The organism is Phytobacter sp. MRY16-398 (genome assembly GCF_003925915.1).
GTDB lineage: Bacteria > Pseudomonadota > Gammaproteobacteria > Enterobacterales > Enterobacteriaceae > Phytobacter > Phytobacter diazotrophicus.
This window is the reverse complement of sequence record NZ_AP018756.1, coordinates 4,768,502-4,788,037: the sequence shown is the minus strand read 5'-3', so window position 1 is coordinate 4,788,037 and position 19,536 is coordinate 4,768,502. Positions and strand designations below refer to the sequence as shown.

The 19,536-nt window shown below is 52.5% G+C and carries 16 protein-coding genes and 1 tRNA gene; 13 read left to right on the top strand and 4 right to left on the bottom strand.

The window, feature by feature from the left end; translation table 11 throughout:
• Positions 1-53 precede the first annotated feature (53 nt).
• A complete protein-coding gene (yafC, locus tag MRY16398_RS23425; protein WP_125125286.1) occupies positions 54-938 on the bottom strand; it encodes a DNA-binding transcriptional regulator YafC in 885 nt (294 codons plus the stop codon).
• 229 nt (positions 939-1,167) lie between these two features.
• On the opposite strand from yafC, the gene MRY16398_RS23420 reads away from it, so the two are divergent.
• Both MRY16398_RS23420 and MRY16398_RS23415 read left to right on the top strand, forming a co-directional pair.
• Positions 1,168-1,968, top strand: coding sequence for an endonuclease/exonuclease/phosphatase family protein (locus MRY16398_RS23420; protein ID WP_072039681.1), 801 nt, complete (start codon positions 1,168-1,170; stop codon positions 1,966-1,968).
• A 78-nt stretch (positions 1,969-2,046) separates the two neighbouring features.
• Complete coding sequence (locus tag MRY16398_RS23415; protein ID WP_039076788.1) at positions 2,047-2,817, top strand: class I SAM-dependent methyltransferase; 771 nt, start codon at positions 2,047-2,049, stop codon at positions 2,815-2,817.
• Between the two features lie 46 nt (positions 2,818-2,863).
• Here the strand turns inward: MRY16398_RS23415 and mltD are convergent, their stop codons facing one another.
• Positions 2,864-4,231, bottom strand: a complete 1,368-nt coding sequence (gene mltD, locus MRY16398_RS23410; RefSeq protein ID WP_125125285.1) for a murein transglycosylase D — start codon at positions 4,229-4,231, stop codon at positions 2,864-2,866.
• A 71-nt stretch (positions 4,232-4,302) separates the two neighbouring features.
• The gene (gene gloB / locus MRY16398_RS23405) at positions 4,303-5,058 is read right to left on the bottom strand and encodes a hydroxyacylglutathione hydrolase (protein WP_125125284.1); all 756 of its coding nucleotides are present in this window, start codon (positions 5,056-5,058) and stop codon (positions 4,303-4,305) included.
• A 32-nt stretch (positions 5,059-5,090) separates the two neighbouring features.
• Between gloB and MRY16398_RS23400 the strand changes: the two genes are divergently transcribed.
• Complete coding sequence (locus MRY16398_RS23400; protein ID WP_125125283.1) at positions 5,091-5,807, top strand: class I SAM-dependent methyltransferase; 717 nt, start codon at positions 5,091-5,093, stop codon at positions 5,805-5,807.
• Here MRY16398_RS23400 and rnhA read toward each other — a convergent pair.
• Positions 5,798-6,268 (bottom strand): ribonuclease HI, encoded by a 471-nt coding sequence (rnhA, locus tag MRY16398_RS23395; protein ID WP_039076792.1) that lies wholly within the window; start codon positions 6,266-6,268, stop codon positions 5,798-5,800. The genes MRY16398_RS23400 and rnhA overlap by 10 nt on opposite strands.
• A 65-nt stretch (positions 6,269-6,333) precedes the next feature.
• Between rnhA and dnaQ the strand changes: the two genes are divergently transcribed.
• The 10 genes from dnaQ (at position 6,334) to MRY16398_RS23345 (ending at position 19,530) form a co-directional block, all read left to right on the top strand.
• Positions 6,334-7,065 carry a DNA polymerase III subunit epsilon gene (gene dnaQ / locus MRY16398_RS23390; RefSeq protein WP_039076793.1) on the top strand — a complete coding sequence of 244 codons (732 nt, stop codon included), beginning with the start codon at positions 6,334-6,336 and terminating at the stop codon, positions 7,063-7,065.
• Between the two features lie 132 nt (positions 7,066-7,197).
• Positions 7,198-7,274 (top strand) — tRNA-Asp (locus MRY16398_RS23385).
• 603 nt (positions 7,275-7,877) lie between these two features.
• On the top strand, positions 7,878-8,369 hold the full coding sequence (gene tssB / locus MRY16398_RS23380; RefSeq protein WP_039076794.1) for a type VI secretion system contractile sheath small subunit: 492 nt from the start codon (positions 7,878-7,880) through the stop codon (positions 8,367-8,369).
• Between the two features lie 61 nt (positions 8,370-8,430).
• Positions 8,431-9,963 carry a type VI secretion system contractile sheath large subunit gene (tssC, locus tag MRY16398_RS23375; protein ID WP_172600681.1) on the top strand — a complete coding sequence of 511 codons (1,533 nt, stop codon included), beginning with the start codon at positions 8,431-8,433 and terminating at the stop codon, positions 9,961-9,963.
• Between the two features lie 19 nt (positions 9,964-9,982).
• Entirely contained in the window at positions 9,983-11,323 is a 1,341-nt protein-coding gene (gene tssK, locus MRY16398_RS23370) for a type VI secretion system baseplate subunit TssK (protein WP_125125282.1), read from the top strand.
• On the top strand, positions 11,320-11,985 hold the full coding sequence (tssL, locus tag MRY16398_RS23365; RefSeq protein ID WP_125125281.1) for a type VI secretion system protein TssL, short form: 666 nt from the start codon (positions 11,320-11,322) through the stop codon (positions 11,983-11,985). Before tssK ends, tssL begins: the two co-directional genes overlap by 4 nt.
• An 11-nt stretch (positions 11,986-11,996) precedes the next feature.
• Positions 11,997-13,697, top strand: a complete 1,701-nt coding sequence (locus tag MRY16398_RS23360) for an OmpA family protein (RefSeq protein WP_125125280.1) — start codon at positions 11,997-11,999, stop codon at positions 13,695-13,697.
• Positions 13,698-13,702: 5 nt separating this feature from the next.
• Complete coding sequence (locus MRY16398_RS23355) at positions 13,703-14,194, top strand: Hcp family type VI secretion system effector (RefSeq protein ID WP_125125279.1); 492 nt, start codon at positions 13,703-13,705, stop codon at positions 14,192-14,194.
• 189 nt (positions 14,195-14,383) lie between these two features.
• Positions 14,384-17,050 (top strand): type VI secretion system ATPase TssH, encoded by a 2,667-nt coding sequence (tssH, locus tag MRY16398_RS23350; RefSeq protein ID WP_125125278.1) that lies wholly within the window; start codon positions 14,384-14,386, stop codon positions 17,048-17,050.
• Positions 17,047-19,530 (top strand): DUF2345 domain-containing protein, encoded by a 2,484-nt coding sequence (locus tag MRY16398_RS23345; RefSeq protein WP_125125277.1) that lies wholly within the window; start codon positions 17,047-17,049, stop codon positions 19,528-19,530. Before tssH ends, MRY16398_RS23345 begins: the two co-directional genes overlap by 4 nt.
• Positions 19,531-19,536 lie beyond the last annotated feature (6 nt).

Genomic DNA, 19,536 nt, shown 5'->3' with positions numbered 1-19,536 from the left:
AAGAGGAACGAGGTAGAGCGTTTGAAAGCACGCACAAGGCGTACCGGAGGAGATCAGGAGAGATATTCGCTAATGAAATCAATAAACGCACGTATGCGCGTACTAACGGCTCTGTCACTGTAATAAACCGCGCTGAATGGCGTTTCAACCGGTAGACGCTTGCTTGCCAGGACTTCCACCAGTTCACCACTTTCCAGCTCTTTTGCGATCATAAAATCAGACAGGCTGGCGATACCGTTGCCGTTCAGGCAGAGATGTTTAAGCGTCTCACCGCTGTTAGAAGAAATATCGCAGTCGATTTCATAGAGCTGGCCATCCTGGGCGGCGACGGGCCAGGTATTGAGCGAGACCGGCTCGGTAAAACCGAGACAGGTATGATTTTTGAGATCTTCTGCGGTTTCGGGTACACCGTAGCGGGTGAGATAATCTGGTGATGCAATCAGTTTGCGGTAGCTGGTAAAAATTGGCCTGGCCCGTAGGCTGGAGTCGGTCAGCTTACCCACGCGGATCGCGACATCTACTTTACGCTCAATTAAATTGATAAAGGTTTCACTGGAAACCAGCGACAATGTAATTTCCGGGTAGCGTTCGCGAAAAGGCTTAATCATCGGCATCACAAAATGTAGCATCACAGGCGTTGCGGCATCGATACGTAGAACGCCGCGAGGTGTCAGTTTGGCCTCCATTACCTCGGTCTCTGCAGCGGCCATCTCCTGTAGGACACCCTGAATGCGACGAAAATAGCGCTCACCTTCTTCCGTAAGACTCAACTGACGAGTTGTGCGATTAAGCAGGTTAACCCCCAGTTTACTCTCCAGTTTTTTTATCGCCCGGCTGATGGCTGAATTAGCCTGACCCAGGCGCTCTGCAGCACGGCTAAAGCTGCCGCTTTCCACGACGGCGACAAATATCATCATTTCTTCTGAGGTGGCTTTCATTCTTGCGCCTGTAGCAATAGTTGATATCGATTATGATCGTTTGGCTATTTAATCATCCCGCCAGCTTCCCTGCCATACTCTCTTCACTCATTATGGTTATTGAGTGCTTACTAACTTTTACTTGAGGCTTTTCTGCCCATTGCCGTTGAAACTCTGCGCTAAAATCCCTATAACTGAATGACCCCTTTTGTTGTTCCGGGGCTTAAAACGAAGAGGTTTAAAACCGAAAGTGCCCAAAAATACCTATGCCATGCGATATGTTGCCGGACAGCCTGCGGAGCGCATTATGCCGCCGGGGTCCTTCGCGAGTATTGGTAAGGCATTGCCAGCCGGTGTCCCCCTGAGTAGTGATGACAAAATTCGGGTTCTGGTATGGAATATCTTCAAACAGCAGCGCGCTGAGTGGCTCTCCGTTTTGCAGAGTTTTGGCAAAGACGCGCATTTGGTCTTATTGCAGGAAGCGCAAACTACGCCAGAGCTGGTCAGGTTTGCGACCACTAACTATCTCGCCGCCGATCAGGTTCCCGCGTTTGTTTTGCCTCAGCATCCATCTGGTGTGATGACGCTCTCTTCTGCTCATCCGGTCTATTGCTGCCCGTTGCGAGAACGGGAACCAATCCTGCGCCTTGCCAAATCAGCGCTGGTGACGGTCTATCCGCTGCCGGATATGCGAAACCTGATGGTGGTGAATGTGCATGCGGTGAATTTCAGCCTTGGTGTCGATGTTTACAGTAAACAGCTTCTGCCAATTGGTGATCAGATCATGCGCCACAATGGCCCTGTTATCATGGCCGGCGATTTCAACGCCTGGAGTCGTCCACGTATGAATGCGCTTTATCGCTTCTCGCGTGAGATGTCGCTGCGCCAGGTACGCTTTACCGATGACAATCGCCGCCGGGCGTTTGGTCGTCCTCTTGATTTCGTCTTCTATCGTGGTCTGAACGTGCAGGAAGCCTCCGTGCTGGTCACGCGCGCGTCCGACCACAACCCGCTACTAGTAGAATTCAGTCCCGGCAAACCTGAACAATAATGGTTGTGTCAGGTCTGCCGTGGGGCAGGCCTGATCCGAGGTGCTGCCCTTTATTTCAACTCAATTAAGGACAACACAATGACCACAGGTTCCCATCATGACAACGTCGAAAAGCAGTTTGGCGCACAAGCCAGTGCCTATTTAACCAGCGCAGTACATGCTTCTGGCCGTGATTTACAACGGCTGGCGGAACGGCTTAGCGCATTTCCAGAAGCCCATGTGCTGGATTTAGGCTGTGGAGCAGGGCATGCCAGTTTCGTGGCCGCAGGGCAGGTTGCACAGGTCACGGCATATGACCTTTCCAGCCAGATGTTGGATGTAGTGGCCAAAGCAGCAAAAGAACGCGGCCTGAACAATGTGACGACACGTCAGGGGTATGCTGAGAGTCTGCCTTTTGATGACAGCGCGTTTGATGTAGTGATCAGCCGTTACTCTGCTCACCACTGGCATGATGTTGGGCAGGCGCTGCGCGAAGTAAAGCGTGTGCTTAAGCCCGGTGGAACGGTCATCATTATGGACGTGATGTCTCCGGGTCATCCGGTGCGGGATATTTGGCTGCAGACGGTTGAAGCGTTACGCGATACGTCACACGTACGCAATTATTCCAGCGGTGAGTGGCTCTCTCTGTTTAATGACGCTGGTCTGACGACGCGTAATCTCATCACCGATCGCTTGCCATTAGAATACAGTTCGTGGATTGCCCGTATGCGTACGCCGCAGACGCTGAGCGAAGCCATCAGGCTGTATCAGCAAAGTGCATCGCAGGAGGTGAAACGCTACTTCGAATTAACAGAGGATGGCTCTTTTACCAGCGACACTATCATGGCAGAAGCGCAGAAAAGCGCATAACAAAAAAGGCACCGGGGGAAACGGTGCCTTTTTATATTTCTTGCTGTCAGGAGTCTGGCGACGCGCTGTTTTTGACAAACAACGTTAGCTGATCGCCAGGCTTCAGATTGTCGGTATCACTGTTCCAGCGCATGACGTCACGGATATTAACGCCGTGGCGTTTAGCGATGCTGGAGAGTGAATCGCCTTTGCGTACGCGATAGGTAATGCTATCGCTATTATTCGCAAGGCGCGATGCACTGCTACCTGCTCCAACCGTCAAGTTCTGGCCCACTTTCAGGTTAGCTCCGCGCAGGTTATTCCACTGCTGGAGATCTTTTGTCGTCACGCCAAGACGCGACGCAATGCCTGAAATAGTATCACCTAAGCGCACTTTGTAACTGCGACTGGCAAGCGGCGTTGTGTCCGCAACCAGCGTTGGCTGAACGGCGGCGATTTCACCTGATGCCAGAGACTCACGCAGTTGGTCGGCGTGTTTCTGAGGCACCATGACATATTGCGGCCCGCTTTCACCTAAGGTTGAACCTTTAACGCCTGCGTTGAAGGTCTTAAGTTTGCTAACCGAAATACCCGCCATGTCCGCCAGTTGATCCAGTTCTACCGGATTGCTCAACCTGACACGCGCCAGCGCACGGCTCTCGTCTGACGTTGGCAGACTAACGCCGTACCGTTTGCTGTTCTTGAGTATGTCACTCAATGCCAGCATTTTTGGCACGTAAATTTTGGTTTCCTGTGGCAGTGAAAGTGACCAGAAGTCCGTGGGTTTACCCCGCGCCTTATTCACTTTCATTGCCTTCAGTACTCGCCCTTCACCGCTGTTATAGGCGGCAACGGTTAATAACCAGTCCCCGTCAAACATACGGTTCAGACGCTGCATCATGTCGAGGGCAGCCGTTGTGGATGCAACCACGTCACGACGCGCATCGTAGCTGCGAGTCTGTTTTAAACCATAGTTACGACCCGTGCTTGGAATGATCTGCCAAATGCCTGCGGCATTGCGACCAGACGTTGCATGTGGGTCAAAAGCGCTCTCCACTATGGGTAGTAGTACCAGTTCCATGGGCATGTTACGTTTTTTAACTTGCCCTGCTATCCAGTACATATACGGCTCTGCCCGTAAAGTTACATCGTGGAGATAGCTCTTATTGCTTAAATACTTTAGTTTCTGTTCGCGAATCCGGGTATTTTCCGGAATTCCCATCTTTAGCTCGTCGCTTATGGAAGCCCACAAGTCTTGTTCCTGCCCGGAGAATGTTCCATCGTCCATCCACCGCGCCTGACTTGTAAACTTCCCTGCTTCCCCTTGACCAGCTGCAGAAAGGCTCTGTGCGTGCTGTTGTACGGTGCCGTCGTGCTTAGACGCCTGGCACCCCACAAGCAGGACAGAGGCGAATAATATCGCTTTTGCCTTCATGTGTGTGTCAATAGTTGCTTAAAAGACGAGCGATCATAACGGCGAAGTTTTAAAAAGGCAACCCGCAATTGTCAGAAGTTATCTTTCTTTGACCTTAACCAGGCAAAACGCGCACTAGCTTGTTGCAACGTTGTTTCTTTATTTATTATTTCAATTAAATCAGTATCTTGCGTGCGTAAAAAAACATTAATGCGACGCTCATTTTTCAGAGTTGTGGGGAGTGTTTTTTGGTTTTTTGCACGTAACTCATTAACTTTACGATAATATTCGTTAAGGTCAGGATCCTGAGGTAAAAGGCTAAGAGCAAACTTAATATTTCCTAAAGTATACTCATGTGCGCAACAAATCAGCGTATCTTCGGGAAGCGCATCAATCTTACAAAAAGAGTCAAACATCTGATCTGCCGTGCCTTCGAAGAGTCTTCCGCAGCCGCCAGAAAACATCGTATCGCCACAAAAAAGATAAGGCGCGCTAAAGTAACAGATATGTCCTAAAGTGTGACCTGGCGTATGAAATACGCTGAATTCATGACCCAGAATCTGCAACCGATCCCCTTCACCGACGATTTTTGTCGCTCCCTTATGTTGTGTCTCTGCCGGTCCGTAAACCACAACATCCGGATATTTCTGGCTCAGTTCCTGCACGCCGCCAACGTGATCATTATGGTGATGAGTAAGCAGGATCGCAGTCGGCTGCCAGTTATTCTCTTCAATAGCGTTTAAAACGGGGGCAGCCTCGCCGGGATCGACGATCAGGCAGCGGCCGTCATCTTCACTTAACACCCAGATGTAATTGTCCTGAAATGCGGGAATACTGGTAAGATTCATAGTTACCTCTCAAAGCGTAATGGAAGGTTGTGATGGAACCGGCAAGGACTCCCCGTAAGTACATAGCACCGACGCATTGGGCTGAGTTGCCTAAGGGCGAGTATTACCGCGAAGCACTGGAGCAGGAGCTCAAGCCGTGGTTTGCAAAAATGTATGGATTTCATCTGCTTAAGATTGGCAATCTCAGCGCAGAAATCAATGCCGAAAGTTGCGCTATTTCACATCAGGTTAATGTTTCACTCACCGGTGACCCTGTTCACGTTCGCGCAGATCCGTTGCATCTTCCCTTTGCGGCAAAATCTGTCGATGCCTGTCTGCTGGGCCACACGCTACCCTGGTGCCCGGATCCGCATCGTCTGTTGCAGGAAGTCGATCGCGTGCTGATCGATGATGGCTGGCTGGTCATCAGCGGTTTTAATCCAGTCAGCCTGCTGGGAATAGGCAAAGCTATTCCGTTTTTACGCCGTTCGCCTGCAATCAGCAGCCGTATGTTTACCCTGATGCGCCAGCTTGACTGGCTATCGCTGCTGAATTTTGAGGTGCTTCATTATAGTCGTTTTCGGGTCATTCCCTGGACGAAGCAGGGGGGGAAACTGTTAAACACCCACCTGCCCGCATTGGGTTGCATGCAATTGATTGTGGCGCGTAAACGTACGATCCCGTTAACGCTCAATCCGATGAAGATGCGCCGGGCAAAACCCAGCGTACGGCAAACCGTCAGCGCAACCCGCCAGACACGTCAGCCCTGATCGGCCAGATAGCCGATATCCTCCTGTGTTGGCTTCGATGCCGCAGCGCGTGCGAGTTCATCGCAGCGTTCGTTTTCCGGATGCCCGGCGTGGCCTTTTACCCATTCCCAGCGGATTTTATGCTCGCCGAGGGCAGCATCCAGGCGTTGCCAGAGATCGACATTTTTCACCGGTTTTTTTTCTGCAGTTTTCCAGCCGCGTTTTTTCCAGTTGTGGATCCACTGGGTGATCCCCTGGCGAACATACTGGCTGTCGGTGCTAAGAATCACTTCGCAATGTTCTTTGAGGGCTTCCAGTGCGACAATCGCGGCCATCAGCTCCATCCGGTTGTTGGTGGTCAGACGATAGCCTTCGCTGAATGTTTTTTCGTGGCCGCGAAAGCGTAAAATCGCGCCATAGCCCCCTGGCCCTGGGTTACCCAGGCAAGAGCCATCGGTGAAAATTTCTACCTGCTTGAGCATCTCTGGTAGACTTCCTGTAATTGAAATCGAACTGTAAAACGACAAGTCTGACATAAATGACCGCTATGAGCACTGCAATTACTCGACAGATCGTCCTCGATACCGAAACCACCGGTATGAACCAGATCGGCGCACACTATGAAGGGCACAAAATCATTGAGATCGGTGCCGTGGAAGTGATTAATCGTCGTCTGACGGGGAATAACTTCCACATCTATCTTAAGCCCGATCGTCTGGTGGACCCGGAAGCCTTTGGCGTCCACGGTATTGCTGATGAATTTTTGCTCGATAAGCCCACGTTTGGCGATATCGCCGATGAGTTTATTGAATATGTGCGCGGCGCTGAGCTTGTCATCCATAACGCATCGTTCGACATCGGCTTTCTTGATTACGAATTCAGCAAACTAAATCGCGGCATTCCGAAGACCGAGACGTTCTGCAAGATCACAGATAGTCTGGCGCTGGCACGACGGATGTTCCCCGGTAAGCGTAATAGTCTTGATGCGCTTTGTTCACGTTACGAGATAGATAACAGCAAACGTACGCTGCACGGAGCATTACTCGATTCCCAGATTCTGGCCGATGTGTATCTGCTGATGACCGGTGGCCAGACGTCCATGGCTTTTTCGATGGAAGGCGAGGGGCAACAGCAACAAGGCGAGGCCGGTATTCAGCGGGTTGTCCGTCAGGCAAGTAAGTTACGGGTTGTTTTAGCCAGTGATGCAGAGCTGGCGGAGCATGAGTCACGTCTGGATCTGGTGCAAAAGAAGGGCGGAAGCTGCCTCTGGCGCGCGTAACCCCTTAACTTTTGATGATAAAATGGCTCTTTGGGTGATTTTTGCAGCAAACGATACAAATCATCAGAAAAAGCGTTGACGGCTCTAAGCACAATCCGTAATATGCGCCTCGTTCCCCAACGGGAACATCGCGGAGCGGTAGTTCAGTCGGTTAGAATACCTGCCTGTCACGCAGGGGGTCGCGGGTTCGAGTCCCGTCCGTTCCGCCAACATTCAGTTCAGGTGTTTATGACATCTGATAAGTAAGAAAACCGCAACGTTGCAAAACGGATGCGGTTTTTTTTCGTCCTTTGATATCCTCCCTCCTGAACCAGACTGAGAATTTTATATAATCTTTTTGAATAATATTCATATTGCTTTGTGTCATAAAAACCCGCGACGATTAGCTCAATCTATTCTGTTTTATCGATCTATGAAATATGCCTGATACGTTAAATACTGACGTTTATCAGCAGTCAATAAGAATATTTCGTGTAGATATAAAATTATTATCGTTGTTTTTTAACCATAACTTAAATATAACTTATTTATATGAGTGACTTTGAAAGTTGTGACGTCTTTATCCTAAAGTCTTTATTCTGTGAGTCTCGTTAAATTTCTGGATTTTTTAATGACAGCGTTAACGACAACCCGTAATAGCGATTAAGCCTTACAGGGGCGTGTCTTTATGATTGTTATTGTTGTTATCCGGCTGTTTTTTGTATTTTTCCGTACCTTGCGTTTTAACGGTTGAGAGTGATAGCTTTAAAAATGATTACTACGCTACATCATGTAATTAATTTAAGGGAAGTATTAACCCAGGGAGAGAGAAAATGGCAGACAGTTTTCAAAATGAAGTTCCACCCGCTCGCGTCAATATTAAGCTTGATCTTCATACCGGAAATACAAAAAAGAAAGTTGAACTACCGCTCAAGTTGCTCGCCGTTGGTGATTACAGTAATGGCAAAGAGCAACGACCGCTCTCAGAAAGAAGCCGAATCAACATTGATAAAAACAACTTCAATGGCGTCATGGCTGAACTGGCACCAGAAGTAAATTTTACCGTTGAAAATACGATAGCCGCAGAGGGAAGCGAGGAACGAATCAGGCTTAGTTTCTCTGATATCAAAGATTTCGAGCCTGAGCAGGTCGCCCGCAATATCCCTCAACTTCGCGCGTTGATTGCCATGCGCAATTTATTACGCGATCTCAAATCCAACCTTCTGGATAACACGGAATTCCGCCGCGAGCTGGAGAAAATCCTCAAAGATACTGAGCTGAGTAATGAGCTTCGGGCAGAGCTGACGGCACTGGTGCCTGAGTAATACGTCTATTCAGTCGTATTCAGAAAGGACAATAAATAAGGACTTTAAGAAGGGAATGTTAATGTCTGTACAGGAAACCGCTTCACCGGGCGCATCAACGCAAACCGTCACAAAAGAGAATATCTACCAGTCGTTGTTTGAAAAAATTCACTTAACGCCCGTCACATCGTTAAAAGAAATTGGGGAATGGCAAAGTAATGAAGCGATGGCTGAAGCCAGCACCGATGAACGTGTCTCAGCTGCTATTCAGGTTCTACTTTCTTGCGTTGCCTCATCCGGTAAAAATATAGAGAAGTTGGATAAATCACTGCTGGATTTTCATATCAGTGAGCTTGACCGAAAAATTAGCGCGCAGCTCGATGCTGTCATGCATCATCCTGAATTTAAAAAGGTTGAATCCCTGTGGCGCGGGACGTGGTCGATGGTTAGCGGTATCGATTTTCGTAAAAACGTCAAAGTTGAATTGCTGGATGTCAGTAAACAGCATCTGCGCGAAGATTTTGACGATGCGCCAGAAATCATTCAGAGCGGGTTTTATCGGCACACCTACATTGAAGAATATGACACGCCAGGCGGCGAACCCATCGCGTCTGTCATTTCGAGCTACGAGTTTGACAATAGCCCACAAGATATTGCCTTACTGCGCAATATTTCCCGTGTAGCCGCGGCATCTCACATGCCGTTTATCGGGGCCGTCGGGCCGGCATTTTTCCTCAAAAACTCAATGGAAGAGGTTGCCGCGATTAAGGACATCGGCAACTATTTTGATCGTGCCGAATATATCAAATGGAAGGCATTCCGCGACACTGATGACGCGCGTTATATCGGCCTGACCATGCCGAATGTGCTGGGTCGTCTGCCTTATGGGCCAGATACCGTACCTGTTCGTAGCTTTAACTATGTTGAGGCAGTCAAAGGGCCGGATCACGATAAATATCTGTGGACCAGCGCTGCATTTGCGTTTGCCACTAACATGGCAAAAAGCTTCATTAACAACGGCTGGTGTGTGCAAATTCGCGGGCCACAGGCTGGTGGTGCCGTCACCGATTTACCAATCCATCTGTATGATTTAGGCACGGGTAATCAGGTCAAAATCCCGACCGAAGTGATGATTCCAGAAACACGCGAGTTTGAATTTGCGAACCTGGGCTTTATCCCGCTTTCTTACTATAAGAATCGCGATTATGCCTGTTTCTTCTCCGCAAACTCCACCCAAAAACCTGCGCTTTACGATACTGCGGATGCCACAGCCAATAGCCGTATCAACGCCCGTCTGCCTTATGTTTTCTTGCTGTCGCGCATTGCCCACTACCTCAAAATTATTCAGAGAGAAAACATCGGTACAACGAAAGATCGTCGTTTACTGGAACTGGAATTAAACACCTGGATCCGCAATCTGGTAACGGAAATGACCGATCCTGGCGACGAGTTGCAGGCTTCCCATCCGCTGCGTGATGGAAAAGTGGTGGTAGAGGATATCGAAGATAACCCTGGTTTCTTCCGTATCAGACTTTATGCGGTGCCGCACTTTCAGATTGAAGGGATGGACATCAACCTGTCGCTGGTTTCCCAGATGCCGAAAGCAAAAGCCTGATCTACCGGTGGTATGATTTATGAAGATTTATCGTCCACTATGGGCTGAGGGGACATTTCTGTCCTCTCAGCAGTTTCAACAGCAGGCCCGCTGGGAAACATTCAGTAATTACAGCATTGCGCATATTGGTGCTCGCCATCCATGGGGCGTTGCTTGCGTTGAATTTGACGAAAGTGCCTTAGCCCTGGGAAAACTCAAAGCGCAATCATTGCGTGTCCGTTTTCCTGATGGCGTGCTGGTGGATACCGCCGTATCGGATGTGCTGCCACCTGCCTGCGATTTGACCAACGTTGCCGGAATAAATGCGCTTACGGTATTGCTGGCATTACCGCTGGAGCATAGCAATGGCGGCAATCTGGGGCAGGATGCGTTAACGGACAGGCCGCTTCGCTATCGTCAGGAATGGCAAACTGTACAGGATATCTATGGCAGCGACAGCGAAGACATCGCGGTTGAACGCTATGCGCTGTCATTGCGTTTTGCACATGACAACAATGCCGATTATGTCACCTGTCCGCTGGCGCGCCTGATTCGGGATAGTCAGGGCAACTGGGCGCTTGATGACAGCTATGTCCCGCCGTTACTGGCGTTTAACGCGCACCAGGCCGGGATGCAATGTCTGGAAATGCTGCAACTGCAATTACAGGCCAAAAGCCGTCGCCTGATGGCGATGCGCCGGGAGAGCAACCAGCGCATGGCGGATTTTGCCGTAGCGGATGTGTCCCTGTTCTGGTTATTAAATGCGCTGAACTCCGTCGAACCTATCCTGGCTGATTTCCTGCGCTGCCCCGCCGTTCATCCTGAGCTTGTATGGCGTGAACTGGCACGCCTTGCCGGATCGTTATTAACCTTTTCACTGGATCACTCAGTCAGCGCGATACCTGCTTACATCCATGATTCACCATCGCAGACGTTTCCACCTTTGTTTACCTTGCTTAACACCTTACTTGAAGCCAGTCTTCCGTCGCGCGTGATCGCACTGGAACTGGACGCGCTACCCGGCAACCGTTGGAAGGCCGATCTACATGATCCGCGCTTGCGTGAAGAGGCTGATTTCTACCTGTCGGTACGTTCTTCGCTCGCCGCGCATCTGGTGATAAATCAGCTACCACGGGTGTGCAAAATTGGCGCGCCGGATGATGTCACCCATCTTATCAATGTGGCGCTGAACGGCATCCCGATCGTGCCTCTGACCCAGGTGCCTGCTGCACTCCCGTTGCGGCTGGAAAATCACTATTTCGCTCTGGATATGCACTGTGCACCTGCCAAAGCCATGCTGGAGTCCGGGTGCTGCATGATTTACGTGCCTGGCACCATGGGTGATTTAAAACCCGAACTTTTTGCGGTATTGCGCGCATGAAAAACGATACGGAAATCAACATAGACGTACTGCTCCGTGATACCTGGCTAACGGTTGTTGAGCTACGACAGGGGACACATGCCCGACGGGGCGTGGCGTTATATCACCACTGTCAGCAACAGGTTGAGTGGGTTCGTCAGATGTTGCTCAATGCAGGGTTTAGCCAGCAGGACGCAGAACATATTACCTATGCCCAGTGTGCGCTGTTGGATGAAACAGTACTAAGCCGGGAGACGCCGGACGACGGGCAAAAGGTCTGGCTGGAAACCCCTCTCCAGGCGCATTTCTTCAATACCCTTCAGGCGGGCGAGTTGCTGTATGAGCGCATACGGCAGGTTCTGCATGAGCCTGCTCCTGTTCCTGCCGTGTTGACCTGTTTTCATCGGGTATTGCTGCTGGGGTTTCGTGGACGTTATCAGGATCCGGTATCGACGGATCGTGAAAAACTGATTGCGATGCTGAGTGAGCGCGTCACCCCGTTTCGAGTTTCGCCGGAGACCGCGTTACTCAATGCGGCACGACCCACGCGAAAATCACGCGTGTGGTACTCGCCTCTGTTCTGGTTAAGCTCGGCTGTGATTGTTCTTGTTGGTGTGTGGTGGGGGCTTGATAGCTGGCTCGACATGCTGGTGGATGAACTTTTGCCGCCCAGGCAGCGTTGAGGGAGTGCCGAGTGAAAAACACGCACAAACGGGCTGCTCTGCTATGGGGATTGTTGTTGCTTCTCGCGCTGTGGACCGTTTTTTCTCCCGTTTCAACGGCAGTGAAATACAGCCTGGTGGCCGTGGTTGTCATCGGTGCTGCTATCGTCTGGTTCTTCTGGCGGCAGAAAACGCCACAAAAAGGGGCCGATGATAAGTGGTTGGCCTGTCTGCCAGCGGAGGGTTACCAACAGCCCGTCGTGCTGGTCTGTGGTGACGGGGCGAGGCAACTTTTCGCTGACAGCCCGCTGCGGCAGGTTCCTGTCGGGCTCTATCTGCATATCGCTGATGAAGAACAGCTTGTTTCATTAACGGAATCCCTGTTGTCCCGTCGCCCGGCATGGAGTTCACAGATCTGCGTGGCCCGCACGGTGATACCAGTTCAGCATCAGGACATCGCCGTCCTTGCCGGGCAACTGCAGCGTTTTTCCCGAACTCTGGTGCAATTACGGCGCAGGGTGGGCGCGAAGGTGCCACTGATCCTCTGGAGTTATCAGATCGAACCTGCAATAGAGGAATCTTCGCCATGGTTGATCTGTACCGGACGTGATGCCCTGGTCATGACATCGGACCATGAGAACGCGCCGTCTGAGTGGATTGCTCAGGGCAGTATAGCGACAGGCAGTCAACGGCTGGGCCAGGTACTTCGGGCTGAGAATCTGCTGCTTTGGATGAAGCAAATTGTGATGCCAGCGCTAAACAGGCAGGAGAGCGCAAGTTTACCGCTGGCGGTGGGGGCTGGCTTTGCACCTTCTCTAGCGGAAAAGGACGGCAATCTATGGCAGCAATGGATAACTGACAAAACGTGCCTGACGCCAGACATATCGCAACAAACCGGTGCCAAAGACGCGTTGCGCTTTCCGGACGCGATGTTGCCGTTACTGCCGCGTCAGTCGGGGCCAGGATCCGTGCGGCGAGTATGGACGGCCTGGCTGGCAATGACTACCGTCGCCGGGCTTATCGCGCTTTGCCTGTCGGCAATGTCAAACCGCAATTTACTGCGTCAGGTCAGCGATGATCTGCACAAATACACCATTACCCCGATGTCCGACTCGGTGGCCAAAAGCCGTTATTTGTTGGTGCTAAAAGAAGACGCACAGCGGCTGGATGACTATTACCGCGAAGGAGAACCGCTGCGTCTTGGCTTTGGGCTTTACCCTGGCGAACGTCTACGCCAGCCAGTGCTGCAGGCGATACGTGGCTACCGCCCGCCGGAACCAAAGGGAGAAATTGTATCTGGCGGAGCGGTTCAGACTGTGCGCCTGGACAGTATGGCGCTGTTTGATGTGGGGCAGTCGAGGTTAAAAATCGGCTCGACAAAAGTACTGGTTGAGGCGCTGGTCAATATCAAAGCGAAGCCTGGATGGTTGATCCTGGTTGCTGGTTATACCGATTCCACCGGCGATGAAAAATCCAACCAACAGTTGTCGTTGCGGCGTGCCGAAGCGGTGCGTGACTGGATGTTGCAAACCAGCGATATCCCGTTCACCTGTTTTGCCGTGCAGGGGCTGGGCGAAAGCCAGCCTGCGGCGACGAACGATACGCCAGAAGGCAGGGCAACCAACCGGCGTGTCGAAATCAGTCTGGTTCCGCGTTCAGACGCCTGTCAGGACGCGAAACAGCAAATACCGCCGGAGTTGGCGGTGTCTCAATTCAATCAACAAGGAGAGTAATTCTCATGGCTATTCCAGTTTATCTCTGGCTGAAAGATGACGGTGGCGCGGATATCAAAGGGTCCGTCGATGTTCAGGGGCGTGAAGGCAGCATCGAAGTCGTTGCGCAGGAACATACGCTCTACATCCCAACCGATAACAACACAGGCAAACTGATGGGCACCCGTATTCATACCCCGTTTCTTTTCACCAAAGAGATCGATTCGTCCAGCCCCTATCTGTACAAGGCCGTTACCACCGGTCAGACCTTGAAAACCGCTGAGTTCAAATGGTATCGCATCAATGATGCGGGCCAGGAAGTGGAGTATTTCAACACCACGCTTGAGAACGTCAAACTGGTGAAAGTCGCTCCGCTGATGCATGACATCAAAGATCCGGCGAAAGAGAAGCACAACCACCTGGAACGCATTGAATTGCGCTACGAAAAAATCACCTGGACCTACAAAGACGGCAACATCATTCATTCCGATTCCTGGAATGAGCGCCCCTCCGCCTGATAACTGCGGCAGACAGGAAACTGTCTGCCTTCTTACTACGTTTGCTGAATGCCGGATGGAGTCGGCACTGAGCAAACCCTGTCAATCCGCTGATGAAACCAGATGGGCCTGTGGTGATGGCTACGGGCGGTAGCATGGGGAAACGGCGGTTGCAGGAACTGAACATGAATACGTCAAGAAGGGACATCTATGACCGTAAACCACCCCGCGGCGCTGCTGCGCCGTCTTAACCCTTTTTGCGCACATGCGCTGGAAGCGGCCGCATCACTCTGCCAGACCCGTGCGCACGCAGAGATCACCATTGAGCACTTACTGCTGAAACTCCTGGAGCAAGGGGAAGGTGATCTCACCGTTATCTCCCGGCGTTATGAATGGGACCTGGACAGTGCCTGGCAGTCTCTACTGGCGCATCTGGCAACCCTTCCGCGCTCTGTTCATACTCGTCCACGATTATCTGATCAACTCATCACACTGCTGACTCAGGCATGGCTAATTGCCTCTCTTGAGGTTGATGCTCCGCAAATCCGCAGCCAGCACCTGCTGATGGCGCTGACAGAAAAACCTGCGTTACTGGCGGCCAATGATCTGTGGATCCTGCTCAGCCTCGGGCGTATGCAACTGGAACGGCTACGTCCCTTGCTTGATGCGCAATCGGAAGAAAACCCGGGGCGGCAACGCCAGGTCAATGAACCGCTTATGGCTGATTTACCCGGCATTGCTGCGAATGAGCCAGGTTTAACCGAAAACGGAAGCAGTGCTAAACACGACGATCAACACCGCGTCGTTCTGGATCGCTTCACGGAGAATCTCACGCAGAAAGCGCGTGATGGTCGCATCGACCCGGTATTTGGCCGCGACACGGAGATCCGCCAGATGGTCGATATTCTCTCCCGACGCCGCAAGAACAACCCCATCCTGGTTGGCGAACCCGGCGTGGGCAAAACGGCGCTGGTGGAGGGACTTGCGCTGCGTATTGCAGAAGGCAATGTGCCGGAGAGTCTGAGAAAGGTCCACATCCATACTTTGGATCTGGGTCTGTTGCAGGCAGGAGCTGGCGTCAAAGGTGAATTTGAACAGCGGCTAAAAAACGTTATTGATGCGGTACAAAAATCACCGGAACCTGTGCTGCTGTTTATCGACGAAGCGCATACCCTCATTGGCGCGGGGAATCAGGCGGGCGGCGCAGATGCGGCGAACCTGTTGAAACCTGCATTGGCCCGGGGCGAGCTGCGTACCATTGCGGCTACCACCTGGAGTGAATACAAGCAGTACTTTGAACGCGACGCCGCACTGGAGCGTCGTTTCCAGATGGTGAAAGTGGACGAACCGGACGACGCTACCGCCAGTCTCATGCTCCGTGGCCTGAAAGCGCGCTACGCGCAACATCATGGTGTGCACATCACGGACGACGCGGTTCGTGCGGCGGTAACACTTTCCCGACGTTATCTCACCGGACGCCAGTTGCCGGACAAAGCTGTCGATCTGCTGGATACGGCTTCCGCCCGCGTGCGTATGAGCCTTGATACATTACCGGAACCCTTAACGCATATTCGTGCTTCACTCACCGCACTGGCCTTGGAAAAACAGGCGTTACAGGACGATAGCACGGTGGGAGACTATTCTTGTGGTGAACGGCTTGCGGCTATCGAGCGGGAAGAGAACGCATTGATCGTGCAACTCGATACCCTTGAAACCCAGTATCAACAAGAGCAAGAACTTACCCGACAACTGCTGGCCTGTCGCAGCGACCTCTCGCGTCAGGCGGATATTGTCGCTTTACAGTCACAGCTTCACCTTGTGCAACATGCCAGCCCGCTGCTGGGGCTGGACGTTGATGCCCGAACCGTTGCCACAGTGATTGCTGACTGGACAGGGGTTCCGCTCTCGTCATTGCTGAAAGATGAGCAGACGGCGCTGTTAAGCCTGGAAGAGAATCTCGCAACACGGGTCGTGGGCCAGGATGCCGCGCTGGGTGCTATTGCCCGGCGATTACGTGCCGCGCAAACCGGTCTTACGCCAGAAAACGGTCCGCAGGGGGTATTCCTGCTGACGGGGCCAAGTGGTACAGGTAAAACGGAAACCGCGCTTGCCCTTGCGGACACCCTCTTCGGCGGCGAGAAATCGCTCATAACTATCAACCTTTCCGAATATCAGGAACCCCATACTGTCTCTCAACTTAAAGGTTCTCCCCCCGGTTATGTGGGGTATGGGCAGGGTGGTGTACTGACCGAGGCTGTCAGAAAGCGTCCCTACAGTGTGGTGTTGTTGGACGAAGTAGAAAAAGCGCACCGCGACGTAATGAACCTGTTCTATCAGGTTTTTGACCGGGGATTTATGCGCGACGGTGAAGGGCGTGAAATTGATTTTCGCAATACGGTCATTCTGATGACCGCCAATCTCGGCAGCGAGCATGTGATGCAGTTGCTGGAAGAGCAGCCTGATGCCACGGAAAGCGAGATGCAGGCATTGCTCCATCCTCTCCTGCGCGACCATTTCCAGCCCGCATTGCAGGCGCGTTTCCAGACGATCATTTATCGCCCGCTCGGCCCTGCCGCGATGCGTGTCATTGTGATGATGAAGCTGGAACAGGTTATTCGTCGCCTGCGTGAACACTACGGCATGGAAACCGAGGTGAGTGAAGACCTCTATGACCAGCTCACCAGTGTATGTTTGCTGCCTGAGAGCGGCGCGCGCAATATCGATAGCCTGCTCAATCAACAAATTTTACCAGTACTGAGCCAGCAGTTGCTGACACATCAGGCCGCGCAGCAGAGACCTTTACATTTGAGACTGGGCTGGAATGACGATGAGGGTATTTCCCTTGAGTTTGACCAGGACACAGGAGACACCGCATGAACGCGCTCAGTTTTGACCACTCCCACCACAAATTAAAAATTCGAGGCCTGAGCAGCCCGCCTGATGTGCTCTCCTTTGAAGGCCGCGAGCATCTGAGCCAGCCGTTCTGTTACGACATTCAGTTCACCAGCCGTGATAAAACCCTGGAGCCGGAAGCGGTGCTGATGCAGGACGGCGCGCTCAGCCTCTGCGCCCCGCCGGTTCAGGGAATGCCGGTACAGGTGCCGCTGCGCACCCTGTATGGCGTCATCACTGGCTTTAAACAGCTTTCCACCTCGCGCGATGAAACACGCTATGAAGTGCGCCTTGAGCCCCGGCTGGCGCTGCTCGCCCGCAGCCATCAGAACGCCATCTACCAGAACCAGAGCGTGCCGCAGATTGTCGAGAAAATCCTGCGTGAGCGCCACGGGATGCTCGGCCAGGACTTCGTTTTCACCCTGACGGGGGAATATCCGTCGCGCGAACAGGTGATGCAGTTCGGCGAGGACGACCTGACGTTTATCTCCCGGCTGCTGTCGGAGGTGGGGATCTGGTTCCGGTTCAGTACCGACGTGCGGCTGAAAATCGAAGTCATTGAGTTTTATGACGACCAGAGCGGCTATGAACGGGGCCTGATGCTGCCACTGCGCCACCCTTCTGGGCTGAGCGACAGCGGCACGGAATCTGTCTGGGGGCTGAACACGGCATATCATGTGGTGGAAAAAAGCGTCACCACGCGGGACTACAACTACCGTGACGCGACCGCCGATATGACGTCGGCGTTTGATGCGACGGGCGGGGACAGCACCACCTGTGGCGAAGCCTGTCATTACGCGGACAACTTCCTGACGGCAGGCGACCCGGACACACCGGAAAGCGGGTCGTTTTACGCGCGTATCCGCCACGAACGTTACCTTAATGGCCGGGCCATTCTGCAGGGGCTGAGCACCAGCGCCCTGCTGATGCCGGGGCTGGAGATAAAGGTACCGGATGAAGACGCCCCGGCGGTGTTCCGCAGGGGCGCATTGATAACCGGGCTGACCGCCAGCGCGGCGCGAGACCGCAGTTATGAACTGACGTTTACCGCCATCCCGTATTCGGAACGTTACAGCTTTCGCCCGGCGCGCATCGCGAAGCCGGTGATGGCCGGAACGCTGCCCGCTCGGGTGACCAGCACAACGGCAAACGACATCTACGCCCATATCGATAAAGACGGGCGCTACCGGGTGAACCTCGATTTTGACCGCGAGACCTGGAAGCCGGGTTACGAGAGCCTGTGGGTGCGGCAGTCCCGCCCTTATGCAGGTGATACGTACGGACTGCACCTGCCGCTGCTGGCGGGCACGGAGGTCAGCATTGCGTTTGAGGGAGGCAACCCGGACCGGCCCTATATCGCCGGGGTGAAGCATGATTCCGCCCACCCCGACCATGTGACGATTCAGAACTACAGACGCAACGTGCTGCGTACCCCGGCAAACAACAAGCTGCGCCTCGATGACGAGCGCGGCAAAGAGCATATCAAAATCAGTACGGAGTACGGCGGCAAGAGCCAGCTCAATCTCGGCCATCTGGTGGATGCGGGAAAACAGCAGCGCGGGGAAGGTTTTGAGCTGCGCACGGACATGTGGGGTGCCATCCGGGCGAAAAAGGGGATATTCATCAGCGCCGACGGTCAGGAGCGGGCGCAGGGGCAGGTGCGGGAGATGGCGGCGGCGCTGGGGATACTGAGCGGTGCACAGTCGCAAATGGCGTCTCTGTCGGCGGATGCGGAAACGGCGAATGCTGACCCGGCAGACCTTGCGTCGCAGGTGACGTTGCTGGAGGAGCGTGTAAAAGAACTGACGCAGGCGGTGGTGCTGTTAAGCGGTCCGAAAGGTGTGACCCTGGCCAGCGGTGAACATATGCAACTGGCGGCGGCCAGGAGTCTCGAAATGAACGCTGGCAATAATGCCGATATTGGGGTGATGAAAAACCTGTTTATCGGTGTGGGGCAGGCCCTGAGTGTATTTGTACGCAAAGCGGGGATTAAGCTGTTTGCCAATAAAGGTGCGATCTCACTACAGGCGCAGAACGACCTGATGGAATTACTGGCGAAAAAATCGATAGAGATCACCAGTACGGAAGATGAGATCATTATTACCGCGAAGAAGAAAATCACGATCAACGGTGGCGGAAGTTATATCCGTCTGGATCCCTGCGGAATAGAAGCCGGTACGCAAGGTGAATATAACGTCAAGGCAGGATATTACGGGCGTAAGCCGGGGGAAGTTAAGACGCCCGATATTAAGATTATGCCTAAAATCGTGGACAGGGCATTAGATTTTGATGAGCAATTCCAGTTGTTTGATAGTACTGGAGAGCGAGTGCTTGGAAATGTTAATTATAAAATAGTTAGTTCATCGGGTGAGACATGGGAGGGGAGCACAGATGAGCATGGATTTACTGAGAGGGTGTTTACCGAGAATGAGTCAGGTTTGTCAATTACGTATAATTCAAAATGAGATTGA